Origin of the sequence: Peribacillus sp. NPDC097295, from assembly GCF_044761665.1 — a bacterium.
GTDB lineage: Bacteria > Bacillota > Bacilli > Bacillales > DSM-1321 > Peribacillus.
This window is the reverse complement of the sequence record NZ_JBIWCW010000016.1, coordinates 15,543-34,139: the sequence shown is the minus strand read 5'-3', so window position 1 is coordinate 34,139 and position 18,597 is coordinate 15,543. Positions and strand designations below refer to the sequence as shown.

General features: G+C 41.3%; 21 protein-coding genes and 1 pseudogene. 13 read left to right on the top strand and 9 right to left on the bottom strand.

Translation table 11 applies throughout. The annotated features are described in order from the left end of the window. Window positions 1-63: 63 nt before the first annotated feature. On the bottom strand, window positions 64-1,494 hold the full coding sequence (locus ACIQXN_RS18180) for a DHA2 family efflux MFS transporter permease subunit (RefSeq protein WP_402969776.1): 1,431 nt from the start codon (window positions 1,492-1,494) through the stop codon (window positions 64-66). Between the two features lie 166 nt (window positions 1,495-1,660). On the opposite strand from ACIQXN_RS18180, the gene ACIQXN_RS18175 reads away from it, so the two are divergent. From ACIQXN_RS18175 to ACIQXN_RS18155, 5 genes and pseudogenes are all read left to right on the top strand, one after another. Continuing rightward, a complete protein-coding gene (locus ACIQXN_RS18175; RefSeq protein WP_402969772.1) occupies window positions 1,661-2,203 on the top strand; it encodes a TetR/AcrR family transcriptional regulator in 543 nt (180 codons plus the stop codon). Between the two features lie 561 nt (window positions 2,204-2,764). Beyond that, on the top strand, window positions 2,765-4,264 hold the full coding sequence (locus ACIQXN_RS18170) for a malate:quinone oxidoreductase (protein ID WP_402969770.1): 1,500 nt from the start codon (window positions 2,765-2,767) through the stop codon (window positions 4,262-4,264). A 113-nt stretch (window positions 4,265-4,377) separates the two neighbouring features. Beyond that, window positions 4,378-4,848 (top strand): annotated as a pseudogene (locus ACIQXN_RS18165) (ABC transporter substrate-binding protein); the annotation flags it as partial. Between the two features lie 23 nt (window positions 4,849-4,871). Beyond that, window positions 4,872-5,642, top strand: a complete 771-nt coding sequence (locus ACIQXN_RS18160; protein ID WP_402969767.1) for an ABC transporter ATP-binding protein — start codon at window positions 4,872-4,874, stop codon at window positions 5,640-5,642. Next, window positions 5,632-6,423, top strand: a complete 792-nt coding sequence (locus ACIQXN_RS18155; protein WP_402969764.1) for an ABC transporter permease — start codon at window positions 5,632-5,634, stop codon at window positions 6,421-6,423. The genes ACIQXN_RS18160 and ACIQXN_RS18155 overlap by 11 nt, the downstream gene beginning before the upstream one ends. 46 nt (window positions 6,424-6,469) lie before the next feature. Here the strand turns inward: ACIQXN_RS18155 and ytkD are convergent, their stop codons facing one another. Together ytkD and ACIQXN_RS18145 are read right to left on the bottom strand one after the other, a co-directional pair. Then, complete coding sequence (gene ytkD, locus ACIQXN_RS18150; RefSeq protein ID WP_402969761.1) at window positions 6,470-6,961, bottom strand: RNA deprotection pyrophosphohydrolase; 492 nt, start codon at window positions 6,959-6,961, stop codon at window positions 6,470-6,472. A 102-nt stretch (window positions 6,962-7,063) separates the two neighbouring features. Continuing rightward, window positions 7,064-7,405, bottom strand: coding sequence for a hydrolase (locus ACIQXN_RS18145; protein ID WP_402969758.1), 342 nt, complete (start codon window positions 7,403-7,405; stop codon window positions 7,064-7,066). A gap of 243 nt (window positions 7,406-7,648) precedes the next feature. On the opposite strand from ACIQXN_RS18145, the gene ACIQXN_RS18140 reads away from it, so the two are divergent. Continuing rightward, the gene (locus ACIQXN_RS18140) at window positions 7,649-7,906 is read left to right on the top strand and encodes a DUF6154 family protein (protein WP_402969755.1); all 258 of its coding nucleotides are present in this window, start codon (window positions 7,649-7,651) and stop codon (window positions 7,904-7,906) included. 280 nt (window positions 7,907-8,186) lie between these two features. On the opposite strand, the gene ACIQXN_RS18135 is transcribed toward ACIQXN_RS18140, so the two are convergent. The 3 genes from ACIQXN_RS18135 to pdxR all read right to left on the bottom strand — a co-directional run bounded on the left by ACIQXN_RS18135 (window position 8,187) and on the right by pdxR (window position 10,834). Next, window positions 8,187-8,828: a DUF4272 domain-containing protein gene (locus ACIQXN_RS18135; protein WP_402969752.1), complete on the bottom strand. Its 642-nt coding sequence runs from the start codon at window positions 8,826-8,828 to the stop codon at window positions 8,187-8,189. 134 nt (window positions 8,829-8,962) lie between these two features. After that, entirely contained in the window at window positions 8,963-9,415 is a 453-nt protein-coding gene (locus tag ACIQXN_RS18130) for a GNAT family N-acetyltransferase (RefSeq protein WP_402969749.1), read from the bottom strand. A 27-nt stretch (window positions 9,416-9,442) separates the two neighbouring features. Continuing rightward, window positions 9,443-10,834 carry a MocR-like pyridoxine biosynthesis transcription factor PdxR gene (gene pdxR / locus ACIQXN_RS18125; protein WP_402969746.1) on the bottom strand — a complete coding sequence of 464 codons (1,392 nt, stop codon included), beginning with the start codon at window positions 10,832-10,834 and terminating at the stop codon, window positions 9,443-9,445. 150 nt (window positions 10,835-10,984) lie between these two features. Here pdxR and ACIQXN_RS18120 point away from each other — a divergent pair, with 150 nt between their 5' ends. After that, on the top strand, window positions 10,985-11,893 hold the full coding sequence (locus tag ACIQXN_RS18120) for a DMT family transporter (protein WP_402969743.1): 909 nt from the start codon (window positions 10,985-10,987) through the stop codon (window positions 11,891-11,893). A 92-nt stretch (window positions 11,894-11,985) separates the two neighbouring features. Here the strand turns inward: ACIQXN_RS18120 and ACIQXN_RS18115 are convergent, their stop codons facing one another. Continuing rightward, window positions 11,986-12,426: a Dps family protein gene (locus ACIQXN_RS18115; protein WP_402969739.1), complete on the bottom strand. Its 441-nt coding sequence runs from the start codon at window positions 12,424-12,426 to the stop codon at window positions 11,986-11,988. A gap of 122 nt (window positions 12,427-12,548) precedes the next feature. On the opposite strand from ACIQXN_RS18115, the gene ytzI reads away from it, so the two are divergent. Then, window positions 12,549-12,704 carry a YtzI protein gene (gene ytzI / locus ACIQXN_RS18110; protein WP_402969737.1) on the top strand — a complete coding sequence of 52 codons (156 nt, stop codon included), beginning with the start codon at window positions 12,549-12,551 and terminating at the stop codon, window positions 12,702-12,704. 40 nt (window positions 12,705-12,744) lie between these two features. On the opposite strand, the gene ACIQXN_RS18105 is transcribed toward ytzI, so the two are convergent. Next, complete coding sequence (locus ACIQXN_RS18105) at window positions 12,745-13,218, bottom strand: S-ribosylhomocysteine lyase (RefSeq protein WP_402969734.1); 474 nt, start codon at window positions 13,216-13,218, stop codon at window positions 12,745-12,747. A gap of 205 nt (window positions 13,219-13,423) precedes the next feature. On the opposite strand from ACIQXN_RS18105, the gene yidD reads away from it, so the two are divergent. The 3 genes from yidD to ACIQXN_RS18090 all read left to right on the top strand — a co-directional run bounded on the left by yidD (window position 13,424) and on the right by ACIQXN_RS18090 (window position 15,009). Next, a complete protein-coding gene (gene yidD / locus ACIQXN_RS18100; protein ID WP_402969869.1) occupies window positions 13,424-13,654 on the top strand; it encodes a membrane protein insertion efficiency factor YidD in 231 nt (76 codons plus the stop codon). A 126-nt stretch (window positions 13,655-13,780) separates the two neighbouring features. After that, window positions 13,781-14,734: a metal ABC transporter solute-binding protein, Zn/Mn family gene (locus ACIQXN_RS18095; RefSeq protein WP_402969731.1), complete on the top strand. Its 954-nt coding sequence runs from the start codon at window positions 13,781-13,783 to the stop codon at window positions 14,732-14,734. 113 nt (window positions 14,735-14,847) lie between these two features. Next, complete coding sequence (locus ACIQXN_RS18090) at window positions 14,848-15,009, top strand: DUF1540 domain-containing protein (protein ID WP_402969728.1); 162 nt, start codon at window positions 14,848-14,850, stop codon at window positions 15,007-15,009. A 53-nt stretch (window positions 15,010-15,062) separates the two neighbouring features. Here the strand turns inward: ACIQXN_RS18090 and ACIQXN_RS18085 are convergent, their stop codons facing one another. Next, the gene (locus ACIQXN_RS18085) at window positions 15,063-16,124 is read right to left on the bottom strand and encodes a DctP family TRAP transporter solute-binding subunit (protein WP_402969725.1); all 1,062 of its coding nucleotides are present in this window, start codon (window positions 16,122-16,124) and stop codon (window positions 15,063-15,065) included. Between the two features lie 143 nt (window positions 16,125-16,267). On the opposite strand from ACIQXN_RS18085, the gene ACIQXN_RS18080 reads away from it, so the two are divergent. After that, window positions 16,268-17,872 carry an ATP-binding protein gene (locus ACIQXN_RS18080; protein ID WP_402969722.1) on the top strand — a complete coding sequence of 535 codons (1,605 nt, stop codon included), beginning with the start codon at window positions 16,268-16,270 and terminating at the stop codon, window positions 17,870-17,872. Beyond that, window positions 17,869-18,564, top strand: coding sequence for a response regulator (locus ACIQXN_RS18075; RefSeq protein ID WP_402969718.1), 696 nt, complete (start codon window positions 17,869-17,871; stop codon window positions 18,562-18,564). The genes ACIQXN_RS18080 and ACIQXN_RS18075 overlap by 4 nt, the downstream gene beginning before the upstream one ends. The last annotated feature ends 33 nt before the right edge of the window (window positions 18,565-18,597 follow it).

Sequence of the window (18,597 nt, the reverse complement as noted above, 5' to 3'; positions counted from 1 at the left end):
TAGTATTAGTAATCTTCCAAAGACATAAAAAAGCCAGTACACGAATGTACTGGCCTTCACCGTTTATGATGTTTGTTTCATTTTTTCCTTGGATGGAACGAAAAGCGTCAAGATAAAGGCGATGATAGCCAAAATCGTCATGAAATAATAGGCATCACTTGATCCTAAAATGGCAGCAAGGGAACCGATCGCTTCAGCCGTTGCATTAGGTGTTTCTCCTAGTAATGTTTTCGCATGACTTGTCGTTTGTGCGGTGAAAACGGTAACGACTACCGCCGTTCCGATGGCACCTGCAATCTGGCGAACCGTATTATTCACAGCCGTACCATGCGTCACAAGTGTTTTCGGCAAGGCGTTCAAACCAGCCGTGTTCAATGGCATGGTAATGAAGCTCAATCCGATACGAAGGAAAATCGTCCGTACCATTAGGAAAACGAAGGTCGTGGATTCTGTTAAATCCGTCACGACCCACATCGAAGGTATGATCAAAATCAAACCGATGATGAATAATGGTTTTGCACCAAAGCGGTCATACAGTTTCCCTGTTACCGGAGACATCAATGCATTGATGATGGCACCCGGCAATAATAGTAAACCAGCATCGAATGCTGTAAACCCTCTACCATCTTGTAAATAGATCGGTAATAATATCATATCCGCATACATCATCATCGTGACAAAGATGTTAATGATGGATGTTAGCGTAAAGACTTTATTGTTAAAGACGGATAAGTTAAGAAGTGGATCCGAAGATTTGATTTGGCGACGACAGAATATAGCAATGGTCACGATTCCCACAAGTATGGTCGACATGACAACCTTATCATCCCAACCATGACTACCCGCATTACTGAAACCATACAAAATGAGGCCAAAGCCAATCGTAGATAAGACAACGCTTACTACGTCCAACTTCGCCTTTTCTGTTTCCGTTACATTAATTAAATATTTCAACGCTAATAAAATGACGATCACCACAAATGGAATGATCCCGATGAATAACCAGCGCCATGAATAATACTCTATGACAAAACCTGCCAATGTCGGTGCTATGGCTGGAGCGAAAATAATGGCTAGCCCCATTAACCCCATCATGCTGCCCCTTTTTTCTGGAGGAAAAATGACCATGACCACGCTCATTAGCAATGGCATGATAATCCCCGCGCCAGCCGCTTGAATCATGCGACCCATTAGTAAGATGGCGAAATTCGGTGATACTGCACACAAAATCGAACCTATTAGTAAAAGTAGCATCGAGGTTATAAATAAGTGGCGTGTAGAAAAACGTTTCATTAAGTAGGCCGTAATCGGGATCAGCACTCCATTGACCAACATGAAACCAGTGGATATCCACTGTACGGTAGTCGCAGATACAGAAAATACATCCATTAAGTTACTCAATGCAACGTTTAACAATGTTTGGTTTAACGTAGATAAAAAACATCCTAAAATCAACACGGTTAATAACACTTTCTTATTTATCGATTCTGACATATTTTATCCTCTCTTCATTTGCTTTTTTGACACACTGTCAATAAAATAGATAGTACCATTCATTTTTTTTCATGCCTATTCACAATTTTTAATGAAGTGTTAATTAAACAACACATTTCAAACTTTTATTAAATAAGTCCGAGATAATAGATGATGGAGGTTTAATTTGTCGACACAAAAAAAACAGGATCCACGTGCCATCCGCTCAAAGCGGGTGATTAAAGACGCGGTTGCAGAGCTATTGGTTGAAAACCCGGATATTTCAAAACTTACCGTACAAAAAATCTCCCAACGGGCAGAACTGAACCGGGCGACCTTTTATTTACACTTTGTAGATATTAACGATTTATTAAAGCAATTGGTTTACGATATCTTCGACGACTTGACGTTGGAAATGTCCCCCATTTTACAAATTGATAATTTAAATGATGAGGAACGATTAACTACATTTCTAGATTATTTTTATAAGCACCGCAAACTTTTTGCCGTTCTTTTTGCCCACCCTGGTTTCAAGAAGAAACTGCATATGCTCTTAAAGGACTCGATTGTGATAGAACGTGTAAGTGGCCGTACTGTTGCTAAAGAAATCACTCTATCCAAGGACATTCTCGCATCCTCCATACTCGGGATCATTATGTGGTGGCTCAAAGATGGGGTGCACTTCAGTTCCGAATATATAGCCCAACAAATTATCGAGCTATATCGATAATCCATCGTAAACTCCTGTTACCGGGAAAAGCTCATTGTAATAGGATATGATGGGCGAAGAATCAGAAATAATTTAAATGTGCTTTTTTTTTACATTTATTATGCATTCTTCTTGTTAAAAGGTGTAAAATAAATATCGACCTTATTATCAACTAGGTTGCTCGCTTACGTCATGGTCTTATGTATGCAATTCTCCTATAGTATCCTTAATATAGGTTTGTAAATGCATATATATACGATGGTTGCAAAAGGTCTTAATGAAACGGCGAGGAGCCTAATTTAGTATGGGTTGATCTTGTTTTCAATGGTTTTACCTATTGGTATGGGGTTTACGCTCATAACTAAAGAAGCAATATAATTTACGTTCACTTTTTCACATAAACTATATTTTAACAATATAGTGATAGTTGCTATTTTAATCTATTAAAAAATGCAATACAGTATGATATGCTTATAATAAAGACAGGAAAGATGTGACCAGGTCACGCCTTGGCTTATTGTTACGCCTAAGCAGGACCACCTACATCCTTCCTGCAAATTTTAGGGTATAAGGATGGTAATGATGAGCAACGGAGAAATCAAAACAGACGTCATCTTAATTGGTGCCGGAATCATGAGCGCGACTTTGGGGACAATGCTTAAAGAACTAGTACCGGAATGGGAAATCAAAGTGTTCGAAAAGCTTGAAAGCGCGGGGGAAGAAAGCTCGAACGAGTGGAATAATGCGGGGACAGGACATGCAGCATTGTGTGAACTTAATTACACCACTGAAAAGCCAGACGGATCTATAGATATTAGCAAAGCCATTAATATTAATGAACAATTCCAACTTTCAACACAGTTTTGGTCTTACCTTGTAAAGAACAAGCTGATAAATAATCCACAAGACTTTATCATGTCATTGCCACATATGAGTATGGTGCAAGGCGAAGAAAATATTGAATTTTTAAAGAAACGTTTTAAAGCGCTATCAGAAAGCCCTCTATTCCAAGGAATGGAATTTTCTGAAGACCCAGCGAAATTGATGGAATGGATTCCACTTATCATGGAAAACCGTCCAGCGAATGATCGCATTGCGGCAACTAAAATTGACTCTGGAACGGATGTTAACTTTGGGGCCTTGTCTCGTATGTTATTTGACCATCTAGAAAATAAAAACGTGGACATCAAATACAAACATACTGTGGATAACATTAAACGTGCTAGCGACGGTTCGTGGCAATTGAAAGTCCGAAACGCCAGCGGTAACATAGAACGCCATACAGCAAAATTCGTTTTTATCGGCGGCGGCGGCGGAAGCTTGCACTTACTGCAAAAATCCGGTATTCCTGAAGGAAAGCATATTGGAGGATTCCCGGTCAGCGGGATTTTCATGGTGTGTAATAATCCTGAAATCATCGAGCAACATCATGCTAAGGTATACGGAAAAGCTAAAGTGGGTGCTCCACCAATGTCTGTTCCGCATCTTGATACAAGATTCATCGACAATAAAAAATCATTGCTATTTGGACCATTTGCAGGCTTCTCACCAAAGTTCCTGAAAACGGGATCCATGCTTGATTTAGTCACTTCCGTGAAACCGAATAATGTCTTGACAATGTTATCGGCTGGAGCAAAAGAATTGCCATTGACTAAATACTTGATCCAGCAATTGATGTTATCTAAAGAACAACGCGTTGAAGAGTTACGCGAATTCATCCCGAACGCAAAAGTCGAAGATTGGGATCTAGTCGTAGCAGGACAACGGGTGCAGGTTATCAAGGATACGGACAAAGGTAAAGGAACGCTTCAATTCGGTACCGAAGTCATTACTGCAGCTGACGGTTCGATCGCGGCATTATTGGGTGCTTCTCCGGGAGCTTCTACTGCCGTACATGTTATGCTACAGATCATCGACAAATGCTTCCCAGAACAAAAACAAGAATGGGAACCGAAACTAAAAGAAATGATTCCATCATACGGGATTTCATTGAAAGATAACCCAGACGTCCTTGAAGAAGTTCATGCTTTTACAGCAGAGGTGCTTGGTTTACACAAAAAAAAAGAAAAAGCCTATAATTAATTCGACTACAACCTTCAATCGCTTTTTGGATTGAAGGTTTTTTTATGTACAGATGTCTATAGGTTCATCCCTCATGGTCTATCGTTCCATTCTACTGGGTGTAGTGTATTTTGTTAGCCCTTGCCTTCGCATCCGGAACGGGCGATTATGTTCAATTATTCGAGCCGACCGCCAGTGTGTTTGAAAAAGAAGGCAAAGGCCATATTGTCGCTTCCTTCGGTACGGAGTCCGGTCATCTGCCTTATACCACCTATATGGCAAAGGAAAGTTATCTGAAGGACGATAAAGAGACCGTGGAAAAATTCACTCGGGCTTTGAAGAAAGCACAGGACTGGGTGCAGGAAACGGATGCCACAGAAGTTGCCAAGGTCATTCAACCCTTCTTCGAGGATATCGATGTTGACACGATGGAGACCGTCATCGAGCGTTACAAAGAGCAAGGTTCCTTTGCCACTGATCCAATTCTTGACGAAGAGGAATGGAATAACCTGCAGGATATCATGGACGAAGCCGGTGAACTGCCTGCACGCATCAAACATGAAGACTTAGTCAATACGGACTTTGCCGAAAAAGTAGCCAAATAGCTACATGTTTAGGAGGATGTCTCATGAGCTTTTTGACAATCGAAGACATTCACCACACGTATTTTTCAAATCAAGCGGCCCAGACCGCAATCGAGGGCATTTCTCTCGATATTGAAAAAGGTGAATTTGTCTCATTCCTTGGTCCGAGCGGTTGCGGGAAAACCACCCTGCTTTCCATCATCGCCGGACTCTTTCCCCCCACCTCTGGAAAAATACTGCTCGAAAACAAGCCGCTTGAGACAGAGCATGATTTCTCGATCGGCTATATGTTGCAACAGGATTACTTATTTCCATGGAAGACTATAGAGGAAAACATCACATTGGGGCTACGCCTTTTGAAGCAAAATGAAGGGTTGGAACGGATCAAGGTATTGAAGTTATTGAATGAGGTCGGGTTAGCTGGAACTGAAAATTCGTACCCGCGTGAACTTTCTGGCGGAATGAGACAACGTGCTGCCCTGGCACGGACACTCGCCGTGGATCCGAAAATCCTGCTTCTTGATGAACCTTTTTCGGCACTCGACTATCAAACGAAATTAAAGCTTGAGGATCTTGTATCTGAAACTTTGAAATCCTTTGGAAAGACCGCTGTCCTTGTGACCCATGATATTGGTGAGGCGATTGCCATGAGTGACAGAATCTACCTGTTCGCTTCAAAGCCTGGTAGAATCCATAAGACATTTGATGTACCCGAAGAACTGCGCGAACTGACACCTTTTCATGCTAGAAACCATCAGCAATATACAGCCTTATTCCAGACCATTTGGAAGGAGCTTGAGAGTCTTGAATATTGAACAGCTTCATAGCCAATATAAAAACTCGTTGAAAAAGGAAAAAAGGCTGGTCCGTGTGTATCAGCTCCTCATTTTCATCGTCTTTTTCAGCGGGTGGGAAATTTGTTCGCGGATGAAATGGATCGATCCGCTCATCTTCAGTTCACCGTCGAAAATCTGGGATTTATTTTTAACAAAAATCGCTGATGGATCACTGCTTTCCCATTCCGGCGTGACACTATTTGAAACCGTACTCGGATTCCTTATCGGAACATTTCTTGGAACCGTGCTTGCGTCCGTACTTTGGTGGTCACCACGACTTTCGCATATCCTCGATCCCTATCTTGTCATTTTAAATGCGATGCCTAAGGTTGCCCTCGGTCCCATCATCATTGTCGCATTCGGGCCCGGCTTCCCGTCCATCATTTCCATGGGGGCGATTATTTCCATCATCATCACCACAATCGTCGTCTACACGGCCTTTCGTGAAGTCGACCCAAACTATCTGAAGGTCCTGCAGACATTTGGTGCCACCCGGTTACAATCTTTTCGGGAAGCCATTTTACCGGCATCCTTTCCGACCATCATCTCCACATTGAAAGTGAACGTGGGACTCTCATGGGTCGGTGTCATAGTCGGAGAATTCCTTGTCTCGGCAAAAGGACTTGGTTACTTAATCATTTATGGATTTCAAGTCTTCAACTTCACCCTCGTCATGCTTGCCTTAATGATCATCGCCGTCTTTGCGACCATCATGTACCAGCTCGTCGAACTACTTGAACGGAAATTAATCAAAGATTGATCTGGCTGCTGATCATAAATCGGCAGTTTTTTCATGTGGTTTCCATCTACTGACGATCTCTTTGCCGATTTTTGTATTCATCATCCATCATTTCTTCCATCCTTTTCAGACTCAGTTGCAAAATCTCATCTCTCATAATAAAACTGTACTCCTCACCCACCACTTCAGGCAGTGTAGCCAAAAGGAGAGGGCCATCCGTTTCCAGATAGTCATTTTTTCTTTCCAGACCGCTCAACTCAGCAAAAAAGATCGATTTAACGAACGGTTTTATGGGATCATAGACCTTGTATTGCCCTAAAAAAATCAATTCGTTGACCAATCCCCCGGTTTCCTCATACACTTCCCGCTTGGCTGCCCCTTCGATTGTTTCCCCTTCCTCACGCTTTCCACCAGGAAACTCCATCCCTCGCTTACGATGCTTCGTCAATACCCACTGCCCTTTATACCGGCATAAAACAAATACATGATAGGCTTCGCCAAAAGCCGCATCATGAGAGAATTCAACCTTATAGCCATTTTCATCAATAAAACTTTTCATATTTACCCATTCCCTAAACCTTATTTCACCCATAACTCTCCATGTTGAGTTATACTTTTATTATAAGATAAAAAATGGGACATGTAGCAAAAAGATGACCCCTTAATATTCAAGGCCATCATCTGTACGTTTTGCCTCCAGAATACCCATGCTTTCGATATGCCGCTTGCCTTCATCGCTTCCGAGCATATAAATCATTTCATAAATTTTTTGTAGCGTGACATCCTGCTCATCATTTTCACGATCATAATGGTATTGCAGATACGGTACATGGGCGCGATAAAAATTTGCTTCCCCGACCGAATAATTGTGATCGAATAACTCCCTAAGCTGGATGATTTCATTATCTGTTGCTTCTATTTCAAAATTCCACGGTGAACTCTCCCGATCCTGCGTTATTTGCCCATTTGGAAGATACACATAATATTTTTTTCTGTTTTCCATCACTTATCAACACCCTTTCCCTGCCTGTTACGCTTATTTTCCCACCAGTTTTCACCTTCATACGATGGAAAATTTTGTTTGCGTAAATAGGGAAGATGTTAAATAATAGATTAAAGTATCTTTCAAAGGGTAAAACATATAATAAGCCCAAGCATCCTACAGATTTTTATATGCATCATGAGGTTTTTTTGATAACCTACATATAAAGAGATAACGGATTTCAAGAAATGTGAGGTGAAAGTTATGAAGTTGATTGAAGAATTATACAACATGTACCGTAATAAACTGACTGGTGATGAAGAAGATATTGATATGCTAACGTTCGCCGTCTTGGAACAACTGGACCGCAAGGAAATTTTCGAATTGCTTCAAGAGATGGATGACCAAGAACTAACAAATCTTATGGGCCTTTACATTATTGAAACGTTAAAAGGAAAATTTGCTCAAAATAGCTTAAGTGATACGAAACCTACACACTTTTCACCACGAAATATACATTAATTACATATCATATAAGGCGTCCCTCATTTTGGGACGCCTATTTTTTCTGCAAGCTCATTTATCGTTAAATTTTATATTTCATCAAAAGAAAAGAACCCATCTTGAGTTCTTTTTGTAGGCATCTTCTTTCACTAAAGCCTCCGTTAGTTCATAAAAAGATAGCCGCAGCAACCTAGTTATTGAAGTCAAAAGCCTATTAGTTTAAGTGTAAGACTCCAGTTCAAACTCTGATCTATCATATCTAAAGTAGCATAAAAGTATTTATGATATATAGGAACATTTAAGTATTTGTACTTACTTCTTCCCATTCTTGCTCCATATAATTTACTAGCCAATTAAGAGTGTAATGTCTTTCATAGACAACGCCTTCATCTAGAGATTCTGGAATTATTAAGTCATTTAATTGCGCTTCTCTTACTGCCCAATGTGCTCTATAAATAAAATCAAGGCTATCTAATATATCACTGATTGGTTTTAAAGTGGATTTATCCATCATATCCTGTTTCGTATTACTAAGCACCGTTTCAAAAACAAATTCAGCATTACACGTACTATCTGGAACTCCTATATCGGATATTAAATTAACGGACCAAAGCAACAGCCATATGCATTCTAACTTCCAAGAGTACTGAATTCCCTCGTTATGATTGAAGTGTTTTTTTAATAGAAAATTATGTTCTTCTTCAGTAAATAGTTTATTTGCGTTATACCTTTCAATAAATTCCTCGATTTTTTCTGGGGGAGCCTCCATTGCTTTCGCTGCGACTATAGTTAAAGGAATAATTCTGTTTATTATCTCTTCCTTTGTTCTAAGAGAAACGACTTCTTCATTTTCTCTAAGCGGTAAATGTTTATTTATTGGAACCTTTAAGCTCTTTAAAGTTTTTTCGGATTCTTTTTTTCTTTTTTTCGAACTTTTCACCCTGCACCTCACTAAGTTAATCTTATTCTCTGCCAACTACTATTAGAAAAACTATCCATTTACCTTAACAAAATCACTACTCTTATACAACAATCAGATTCTTAATGCAAGCAATTCATCTCAAATATATCCATTCAAGATATATCCCTTGTCATTACCACCCTCGCTTCATTTGTTGCATAGCCATTCTTAGAGAAAAACAACTCCGGTTTGCCTTGGCCTCTCTCAGTCGATAAGTAGGCGGAATCAATTCTTTTCTCCGTTAAGATAGTACTTAAATGTGTCAACAAGTGGGTTCCGATCCCCTTTTGTTGAATGGTTCCTCGTACACAGATTTCATTGATATAAAAACTCTTGCCATCAGCCCATTGCTCTTCATTCCCGACTAAAAACCCAATTAATCGGTCAGTGGAATCAAAATAACCGATTCCAATGTACCCAGGCGTCAGACTTATATCCGATAAACGTCTGTAAGACGTCTTAACACTCCAAGGTTCGTTCCAAGGAGTGGAGGAAAATACGCAAGTGAATAGTTGTGCCGCTTCTTCTAAATCATTTTCTGCTAATAGTCGCATACTAGTTTCCATAACAAAATCCCCCTTTTTTTCTATCATTCAATTCATCCATGCAGCTTTTAATTTTTTTATACCCGCTCGGATGTCTGCTTCTGAGACTCCTGCGAACCCGATGAAGACGGTGTTGCCCGGAGGTTGCTTCGTATAAAACGGTGAAGCGGGATATATTTTTACGCCTTGCTCTTTTGCTTTTTCAATAAGCTCTTTTTCATTAAAATGAGAGTTCACATCAAGCATGATATGCAGTCCCGTGTCTCCTCCACGAACCTTCACTTGTTCTCCCATTTCACTTTGTAGAGTCTCTAATAAAATCTCTCTCTTTCTTTGGTATAGCTTTCTCATTTTATTGATGTGTTTCTGCCATTCTCCCTTTTTGATAAATTCCACAAGTGTCAGTTGGACATGACAAGACACCGTTTGCTTATATAAGGATGTGATTTCGCGGCCTTTTTCTAAAAGAGATGAAGGAAGAACCATATAGCTGACGCGCAATGAAGGCAGAAGCGATTTAGAGAAAGTCCCCATAAAGATGACTCGTTCATGCTGGTCTAGCCCTTGCAGGGAGGGAATTGGTTGTCCGCTGTATCTATATTCGCCGTCATAATCATCTTCAATGATGAATGATTGATTTTCTGCTGCCCACTTTAGCAGTTGTCTTCTTCTATCAAACGTCATGACGGTGCCAAGTGGAAATTGGTGTGAAGGGGTCACATACACAAGGGATGGATTTTCTTTTCGGATTCCATCCATACAGATTCCTTCCTCATCCACTGGAATGGGAATAATCTTCATGGAATTCATTTCAAAGATCTTCCTTGACCTCGGAAATCCCGGATCTTCATACCCTATGGAAATATCCCTCCGTAAGACTTGGCATAGAATCTGCAACAGAATCGGATTCCCCGCCCCTAAAATGACCTGTTCAGGTCGACAATGAACACCCCGGGAATGATATAAGTTTTCGGCAATGAGCGTCCTCAACTCGAGTTCCCCCAATATATCTCCTGGCCGATGAAGCTGTTGACCATATTGGTCTAAACTACCGACCATACTTTTTCGCCAAGCGGAAAAAGGAAAATGGACAGAATCCACATTGCCATAATGAAAATCAATCCAGTTCTCCTTCTCTCTTGTAACAGGCTTAATAGACGGGTTATTCGCCATTTCACTATGTATTAAATCAATTTCGTCATAATCTGCGAACCAGCCACTTCTTGGTTTACTCACAATATATCCTTCAGCAGCAAGCTGTTCATAGGTCCGTTCTACGGTCGTTTGGCTGATTGAAAGCTGAGCCGCAAGCAACCTTTTGGAAGGAAGTTTCACTCCTTTTTGAATATGGCCATCCTGCATGTTTTTTTTGAATAGTTGATAGAGCTGCTGATATAAGGGAATATCTAGATTTCTATTTAAGAAGAACGTGATATCCACTTCTATGCTTCCTCCTAACTGGCATGGTTTTATTTATGGAAACTGGCCGTTTATTAAAGGTCACTGTCGGTATATATTCATTGTAATCCATTAAAAGGAAATATGACGATAAAAAATTCAGGAGTTACGTGATTTGAGGAGTGATTTATCATGAAGAAGAAAACAACGAATGGTTGGGTGAACGGTTTTATTGGTGTACTGATTTTTAGCGGATCGCTCCCTGCGACACGCTTGGCTGTAGCGGATATCGATCCATTATTCCTAACATTCTGCCGTGCGGCGATAGCAGGCGTATTGGCAGGCGCCCTCCTTCTCCTATTCAAGCAACAACGTCCTGGAAGAAGCGATATTGTTCCGCTAATTGTAATAGCGTTGGGCGTGGTGGTTGGTTTCCCCCTGTTGACAGCCCTGGCCCTGCAATATGTCACATCGGCACATGCCATCATCTTCATAGGGCTCCTTCCGCTCTCGACCGCGATATTCGGGGTCGTACGTGGCGGCGAGCGTCCTCGCCTCTCCTTTTGGATCTTTTCGCTCATTGGCAGCTTTCTGGTCGCAGGATATGCCTTCATCCATAATCGGGAATCATCGCCGATTGGCGACGCATTCATGCTCGCTTCCATCATCGTATGTGGTCTCGGTTACGCAGAAGGTGCCCGTTTATCCCGGCGGCTCGGGGATTGGCAGGTAATTTGTTGGGCACTCGTCCTATCACTCCCCCTCATGTTGCCGCTTTCGATCTATCTCTCGCCCAAATCGTGGACGAACATCGGAGAACCCGCTCTTTTCAGCCTTGCCTATGTGTCTTTATTCAGCATGCTCATTGGCTTCGTGTTCTGGTACCGGGGCCTCTCACAAGGGGGTACAGCGGCAGTTGGACAATTGCAGCTGCTTCAACCATTTTTCGGGCTGTTGCTTGCTTCATTCATTTTAAATGAGGAAGTAACCCTGGCCCTCGTGGCCGTGAACACTGCCGTGGCGCTATGCGTGCTAGGCACTCGGCGATTTGCCCGTAAGGAGAAGACACAGGATAACAGTACGAAGACTCTTAGTGGGTAATTAGTTTCAGATTGGGGATTTTCCTTGCCTTCAATACCTTAATCTTGTCAAAAAAAAAGACCCTACCGAAGTAGAGTCTTTCTCATTCAAGCTTAGTTACCTAAGTAAGCACGTAGCATCCATGCGTGTTTATTCAAGCTTTTCTTCATGCTAGTCAGCATGTCGGCTGTTACAGGATCTTCCTCTTCAGCCGCTTCGATGATTTCCAGGAATTCCGTAGAAAGCAGTTCGAAGTCGTTTATGACGCTTTGCACCATATCTTCTGTATTTTCCTTGCCAGTTGCTTCTTCAAGAGTGGTCAATTCTAGATACTCTTTAAGTGTAGCGACTGGTTTTTCGCCGATGGCAAGAAGTCGTTCAGCCAACTCGTCCATATCCGTGCCGATTTCTGTGTATAATTCTTCTAATTTTTGGTGAAGTTCAAAGAAGTGAGGTCCATTTACGAACCAGTGATAATTGTGGATTTTTGTATAAAGAACGTTGAAGTTTGCAATTTCTTTGTTCACTAATTTCCCTAATTTTTTCTGAGCCATAATATCTACCTCCGTTATTTGGTTATAGTTATATAGTTCCCGTTCTGCAAAGATCGAAACATCCCTCGTCCAAATACTTATGTTAAAATTAACCTAATATATAACAAAAAGGGGTTATCCATATGATTACGGTTTTAGTGATATCCATTATAGTGATTCTGATTGTCCTGGGGTTGTCTGTCCTGACCATTGGTAAAGGCTACAGCTACAAGCATACGGTCGATCCCATTGACCCCCTGCCAAAAAACGAAGAAGAGCAAAAAGATCATGATAAATAAAAAAATCCTGTCTTTTCCAAGACAGGATTTTTGCAAGAGATTAACCGAATACTTTATGAAGGTCCGCTTTATCTTGTGATAACCAGAAATTCATCAATTTCTTGGCTCCTTCAAGATCATGCAATTTGGCTTGGCCGCATTGTTTCTCGTTAGCAGCTGGAATTTCTGTGATTTGCAGCGCATCCTTGAACGTATCTTCAAGTACGTCGATGATTTCCGTCACGGTCGGCTCACCGCTGACAACTAGGTAGTACCCCGTTTGGCAGCCCATTGGCGAAATATCGATAATATCAAAATGATCGTACTGTTCCGAATGCTTTCGGATGTTAAACGCTAGCAAATGTTCTAAAGTGTGGATCGTATCCGGCTTCATTGCTTGCTTGTTCGGCTGGCAAAAACGGATATCAAATTTATTAACAACACCATCTGTCCCAACCTTATGGACACCGCAATGTCTTACATAGGGGGCTTTAACAGCATCATGATCTAATTCAAAGCTTTCAACTGAAGGCATTTAATTCACTCCTTAATTGTATGTCTCTTCTATTTTACCTTGAAATACAATATATTTCACCCTTTTAAATTTGTGCCGATAATCCATACAAGCCCAATTTTCTTTCCCACATCCTTTTATAACCTTCTTGAAAACCAAAAAAATATGGTATAATAAACGATAGTGAATTTATCCGAAAAGAGATGAAAGCGTCTTGTTAAAAAAAATGATCATGGGAGTCATACGTTTTTATCAAATTGTCATTTCTCCATTAAAACCGCCTACCTGCCGTTTCTACCCTACCTGTTCCCATTACGGCTTGGAAGCAGTCAACCGTTTTGGCCCTATAAAAGGAAGCTGGCTTGCCATCATCAGGATTCTTAAATGCCATCCATTCCATCCAGGCGGTATCGACCTTGTCCCAGAAAAAAAGAAAAAACAAAAAAAAGGACATTAACAAAAAACTCTTGCTTTCCAGATATTTTTTTTGTATTATACTATAATCAAATCGTAATCATTTCGTTTTTTAACCATACATTTTAAATCGTAATCAATACGAATTATTTATAAAGGAGCATTTTTCATGAAAAGTAAAATCCTACTTTCTCTTTCGCTTATTGCATCATTGGCTCTTACCGGCTGCGGCAACTCAGAGGAAAATAAGAATGAAGATAAAAATGTTTTGGATATCCATACGACTGTTTATCCACTCGAATATTTCACAGAAGCCATCGGGGGAGAATTTGTGAATGTGGAAACGATTTACCCACCCGGTACAGATGAGCATACCTTCGACCCTTCTCAAAAGGATATTGTAAATATGGCTAATTCCGATCTATTTTTCTATATCGGCTATAACCTGGAAGGGTTCGTGACAAAAGCAAAACCGATTTTAAAGGATGAAGGGGTTTCTACAATTGCTGTGGGTGAGTCCGTTGAAGTCGATGAACATAAGCAAGAAGAAACCGAACATCATGATCATGAAGGAAAGGAAGACGATGGCCATGACCATGGTGGCGTCAACCCTCATCTGTGGCTTGACCCGGTTTACTCCATCGAGATGGCTGATACCATCAAGGATGAGTTAACAAAGCAACTGCCGGAACAGGAAGGGTATTTTACGAATCGATTTAACGAGCTTTCCGATAAATTGAAGTTACTTGATAAGCAATTTGCGAAGACCATCAAAGCTGGACGTACGAATAAAGTGATCGTATCCCATTCCGCTTATGGTTATTGGGAGGAACGCTACGGACTTGAACAAATCGGGGTGACCGGTCTTACATCGTCCAGTGAACCTTCACAAAAACAACTGGCCGGCATTGTTACCATGGCTAAGGAAGAAGATCTTCACTATGTCGTTTATGAACAAAATATCAGTTCGAAGCTTACCGAAATCATTCAAAAGGAAATGGGAGCGGAAGCACTTGAATTCCATAACCTTTCCGTCTTGACTGATAAAGACATTGAAGCCGGTGAAGATTACTTCAGCCTCATGGAAAATAACATCAAGACATTACAAACGGCATTACAATAAACATACATGAGGTGAGTCCATTCAAGGATTCACCTCTTTCCATTTTTAACACAGTGTAATAGCCTTTCCTTTGTTCAAAGCTATAGGTGTACCATTATAGAGGAGGAGATCATATGGCTCAGGATGTAAAATGTGCTGTTGACAGCTGTACTTTTTGGAAGCACGGCAATCGATGTTCTGCGGATATGATAAAAATCGAGCACTATTCGGAAGAACGGGCTCATACTAGCCACCAAACTGGATGCCGTACCTTCAAACCTGCTGAAGAGTTGTAATACCAAAAGAAGCCGGACTCAATCATTGAAATTGAGTCCGGCTTCTTATTTTATCATTCTATATATTTATCCCTTATTCTTTCCATTTTATCCAATAGGTCTTTTCCGATGGTTGACTCGAATTCAGGGTAGATGTCAGTCATTGCTTCCATCCATTCCTTCCGCTCTTTTTCGGATAGTGTATAAATCTCGATATTGGATTTCTTCTCGATATCATGCAACTGCGTCTCGTTCATTTCCTTCGACTTGTCCCAAAGCCAAGAAGTCGTATCATCCATGGCCCGCTGGATTTGCTGCTGGATGTCTACGGGGAGCTCTTCCCAAAAAGATTGATTCATCATGACGACATACCCCAAATATCCATGGTTACTTATGGTTAAATGCTTTTGCACTTCATATAGTTTCTTGGAATAGATATTGGAAATCGTGTTTTCCTGGCTATCCGTTTTATTGATTTCCAAGCTTTTGAATGTATCGTTAAACTCCAGCCTCGAAGTCGATGCTCCAAAATGTTGAAATTGACTTTCAAGCACCGGACTTGGCATGATTCGAAAGTTTTTCCCGGCAAAATCCTCAGGATGGCGAATCTGCTCATTACTGGTTATTTGCTTGAAGTTATTCGACCAAAATGCCAGTCCCTTAATGTCCACCGCATGTAAATGATTGAGTAGCTCATCTCCCACTTCCCCATTCAGCGCTTCTTGCAGCGCCTCATCGGTGGGGAAAATATAAGGCAAGTCCAAAAGCATCCATTTTTTCGATATATTCGTAATTTTTGAAGTGGTTGGCGCAATCATCTGAACCTTATTCTCTTGTAATGCCTCTATTTCTTGATGATCACTATATAACGATTGGTTCGGATACACCTCAATTTTGACACGATGATCGGTGTATTCATCCACAAGGGCAGCAAACCGACTTGCCGCTAGACCCTTGGGTGTATTTTCAGCCACCACATGACTGAATTTAATCACGATTTGATCCTCCATTCCAACCTGTTCTTCATCTCTAGGTAAATCGAACCCAAAACTTGTAAAGAACGATTGAAAGGCAACATAAATCGCAATCAATACGCCTATCCCAATCAAGACAATGTATCCCGTATAAGCACGCATAGTGACATCTCCTTACCGACCCGCTTCACATATACGTTTATTCTATCACAGCTTCCCTCCTGTAGTATGACCACGTTCGAAAATGGGCGAAAATAATCGAACATTCTGTTACTATTAATAGGAGATATCACGGAGGAAAACTAATGGATAAATCCTTTCATATGCCCATACAATTAAAAATCACCCTACTATCATTCATAATCGTGGCTTTTTCCATCATTATAGGTGGAATTATCATATTTGGAAATATTGTATCCATCCGGGAAGAGGAAACCGGTACACGTTCAATGATCACGGCCCATACCATTGCCGAACTTCCCGAGGTACAGGAAATGGTTCTTGAACCGGAAGGGTGGAATGACCTAAATCCCATCATCGAAAATTTAAGAAAGATTCATCAGGCAGATTATATTGTCGTGCTGGATAATCAGCATTTGCGTTATTCCCATCCGGTACACAGCCAACTGGGAACCTTATCGAAAAGCAATGATGAGAGTGCCGCTTTTGCAGAACATGAATATATCTCGAAAGCCGTGGGGGACCTTGGCGTTTCCGTCCGTGCCTTCGTTCCCATCCTTGATAAAGAAAACAAGCAAATCGGTGTCGTCCTTGTCGGGAACATCCTGCCGACGATTCCAGAGGTGATTGTTGACTTAAAGACCGAAATCCTGATCATTCTCCTTTTGACATTACTCTTTGGTGTATGCGGCTCATGGCTTCTAGCCAGACGCATAAAAAAGGAAACCTTCCAGCTTGAGCCGCACCAGATTTCCCAGATGCTCGTTGAAAGGACAGCCGCCTTCAATGCCATGCATGAAGGGGTCATTGCCATCGATAACAATCAGATTATTACGATATTCAATGAAAAGGCAAAACAGATGCTGAACATAAGCGGTCCAGTGATTGGCAAAAAGATTACGGATGTCGTGAGCGATACCCGACTACCAGAAGTACTGGAACGGACGACCCCCATCGTCAACCAGGAGATATCCGTCCAGCAAAAAAACATCCTGAGCAACCGGGTACCGATTAAGATAGCCAATAAGACCGTTGGTGCCGTAGCCATTTTCCAAGACCGGACCGATGTGACGAAGCTTGCAGAAGAATTAACTAGCGTAAAAGCTTTCGTTGAAGCCCTGCGCGTACAAAATCACGAGCATATGAACAAGCTTCATACGATTGCCGGGTTAATACAGCTGGGTAATTTAGACGATGCCTTGCAATACATCTTTCAGATTACCGAAGAGCAAGAGGAATTGACCAGGTTTTTGACGAAGCACATTCACGATGATAATTTAGTGGGGCTGCTTTTGAGTAAAGTTTCTTTAGGACGGGAGCTTGGAATCGAGCTAATCATGGACAAGCATACAAGGCTGGATCACTTTCCACCTGTTTTGGATTACCATGATTTTGTGTTAATCATCGGTAACCTGATTGAAAATTCGTTTGCGGCACTCAAATATTCAGACGAAGAATCCAAGCAGGTCTACCTATCCATCTATCAAGATGAACAGCATTGCCAAATCGTACTTGAAGACAATGGTCCAGGCATTCCTGAACACATCCATAACGATATTTTCGAGTATGGCTTTACAACAAAAGGGGCTGAAGGTTCGGGAATCGGGCTTTATTTAATCAATCAAATCGTAAAAAAGGCGCATGGCGAAATGAGTTTTACGACACGACCTAACGAAGGGACCAGCTTTTTTCTTTCCTTCCCCATGCACGATATAGAGGAGATCACATGACCAATCAAATATGCGTACTTTTAATTGAAGATGACCCGATGGTCCAAGAGGTAAATAAGCAATTTATCGAACGGGTTCCCGCCTTTACAGTGGTGGACACTGCCCATAACGGACTTGAGGGACTTGAAAAAATCAGGAAGCTGAAACCAGATCTCGTCATTTTGGACATCTTCATGCCGAACTTGAATGGCGTGGATACGCTTTATCAAATTAGAAAAGAACAGATTGATGTCGATGTGATCATCATCTCGGCGGCCAATGATCAGAAAACGATCCGCAAGATGATACAGAACGGGGCCTTTGATTATTTAATTAAACCATTTAAATATGAAAGGCTGAAACATACACTGGAACAATACTATGCCTTTCGCATGGAAGTTGAGCCAGAACATTCTATATCCCAAATCCAACTCGATCGCATTCTCTTTCAAAATCAGTCGTCATCTAAACAGGTGTTAAAAGACGACGTTCCAAAAGGCTTGAATAAATCCACGTTAGAACAAGTCACAAAATTCGTTAAAACCCAACCTGGGGCTTTATCTGCGGAGGACGTGGCCGACGGAATCGGAATTGCGAGGGTAACAGCCCGGCGCTATCTCGAGTACTTACATGATGAAGAGATCCTTCAACTTGATGTACAGTATGGCAACGTTGGCCGTCCTGTCAATCGTTACCGTCTTAAAAAGGCATAGTTCATATATAAGGGACCGATTCATACGTGACGG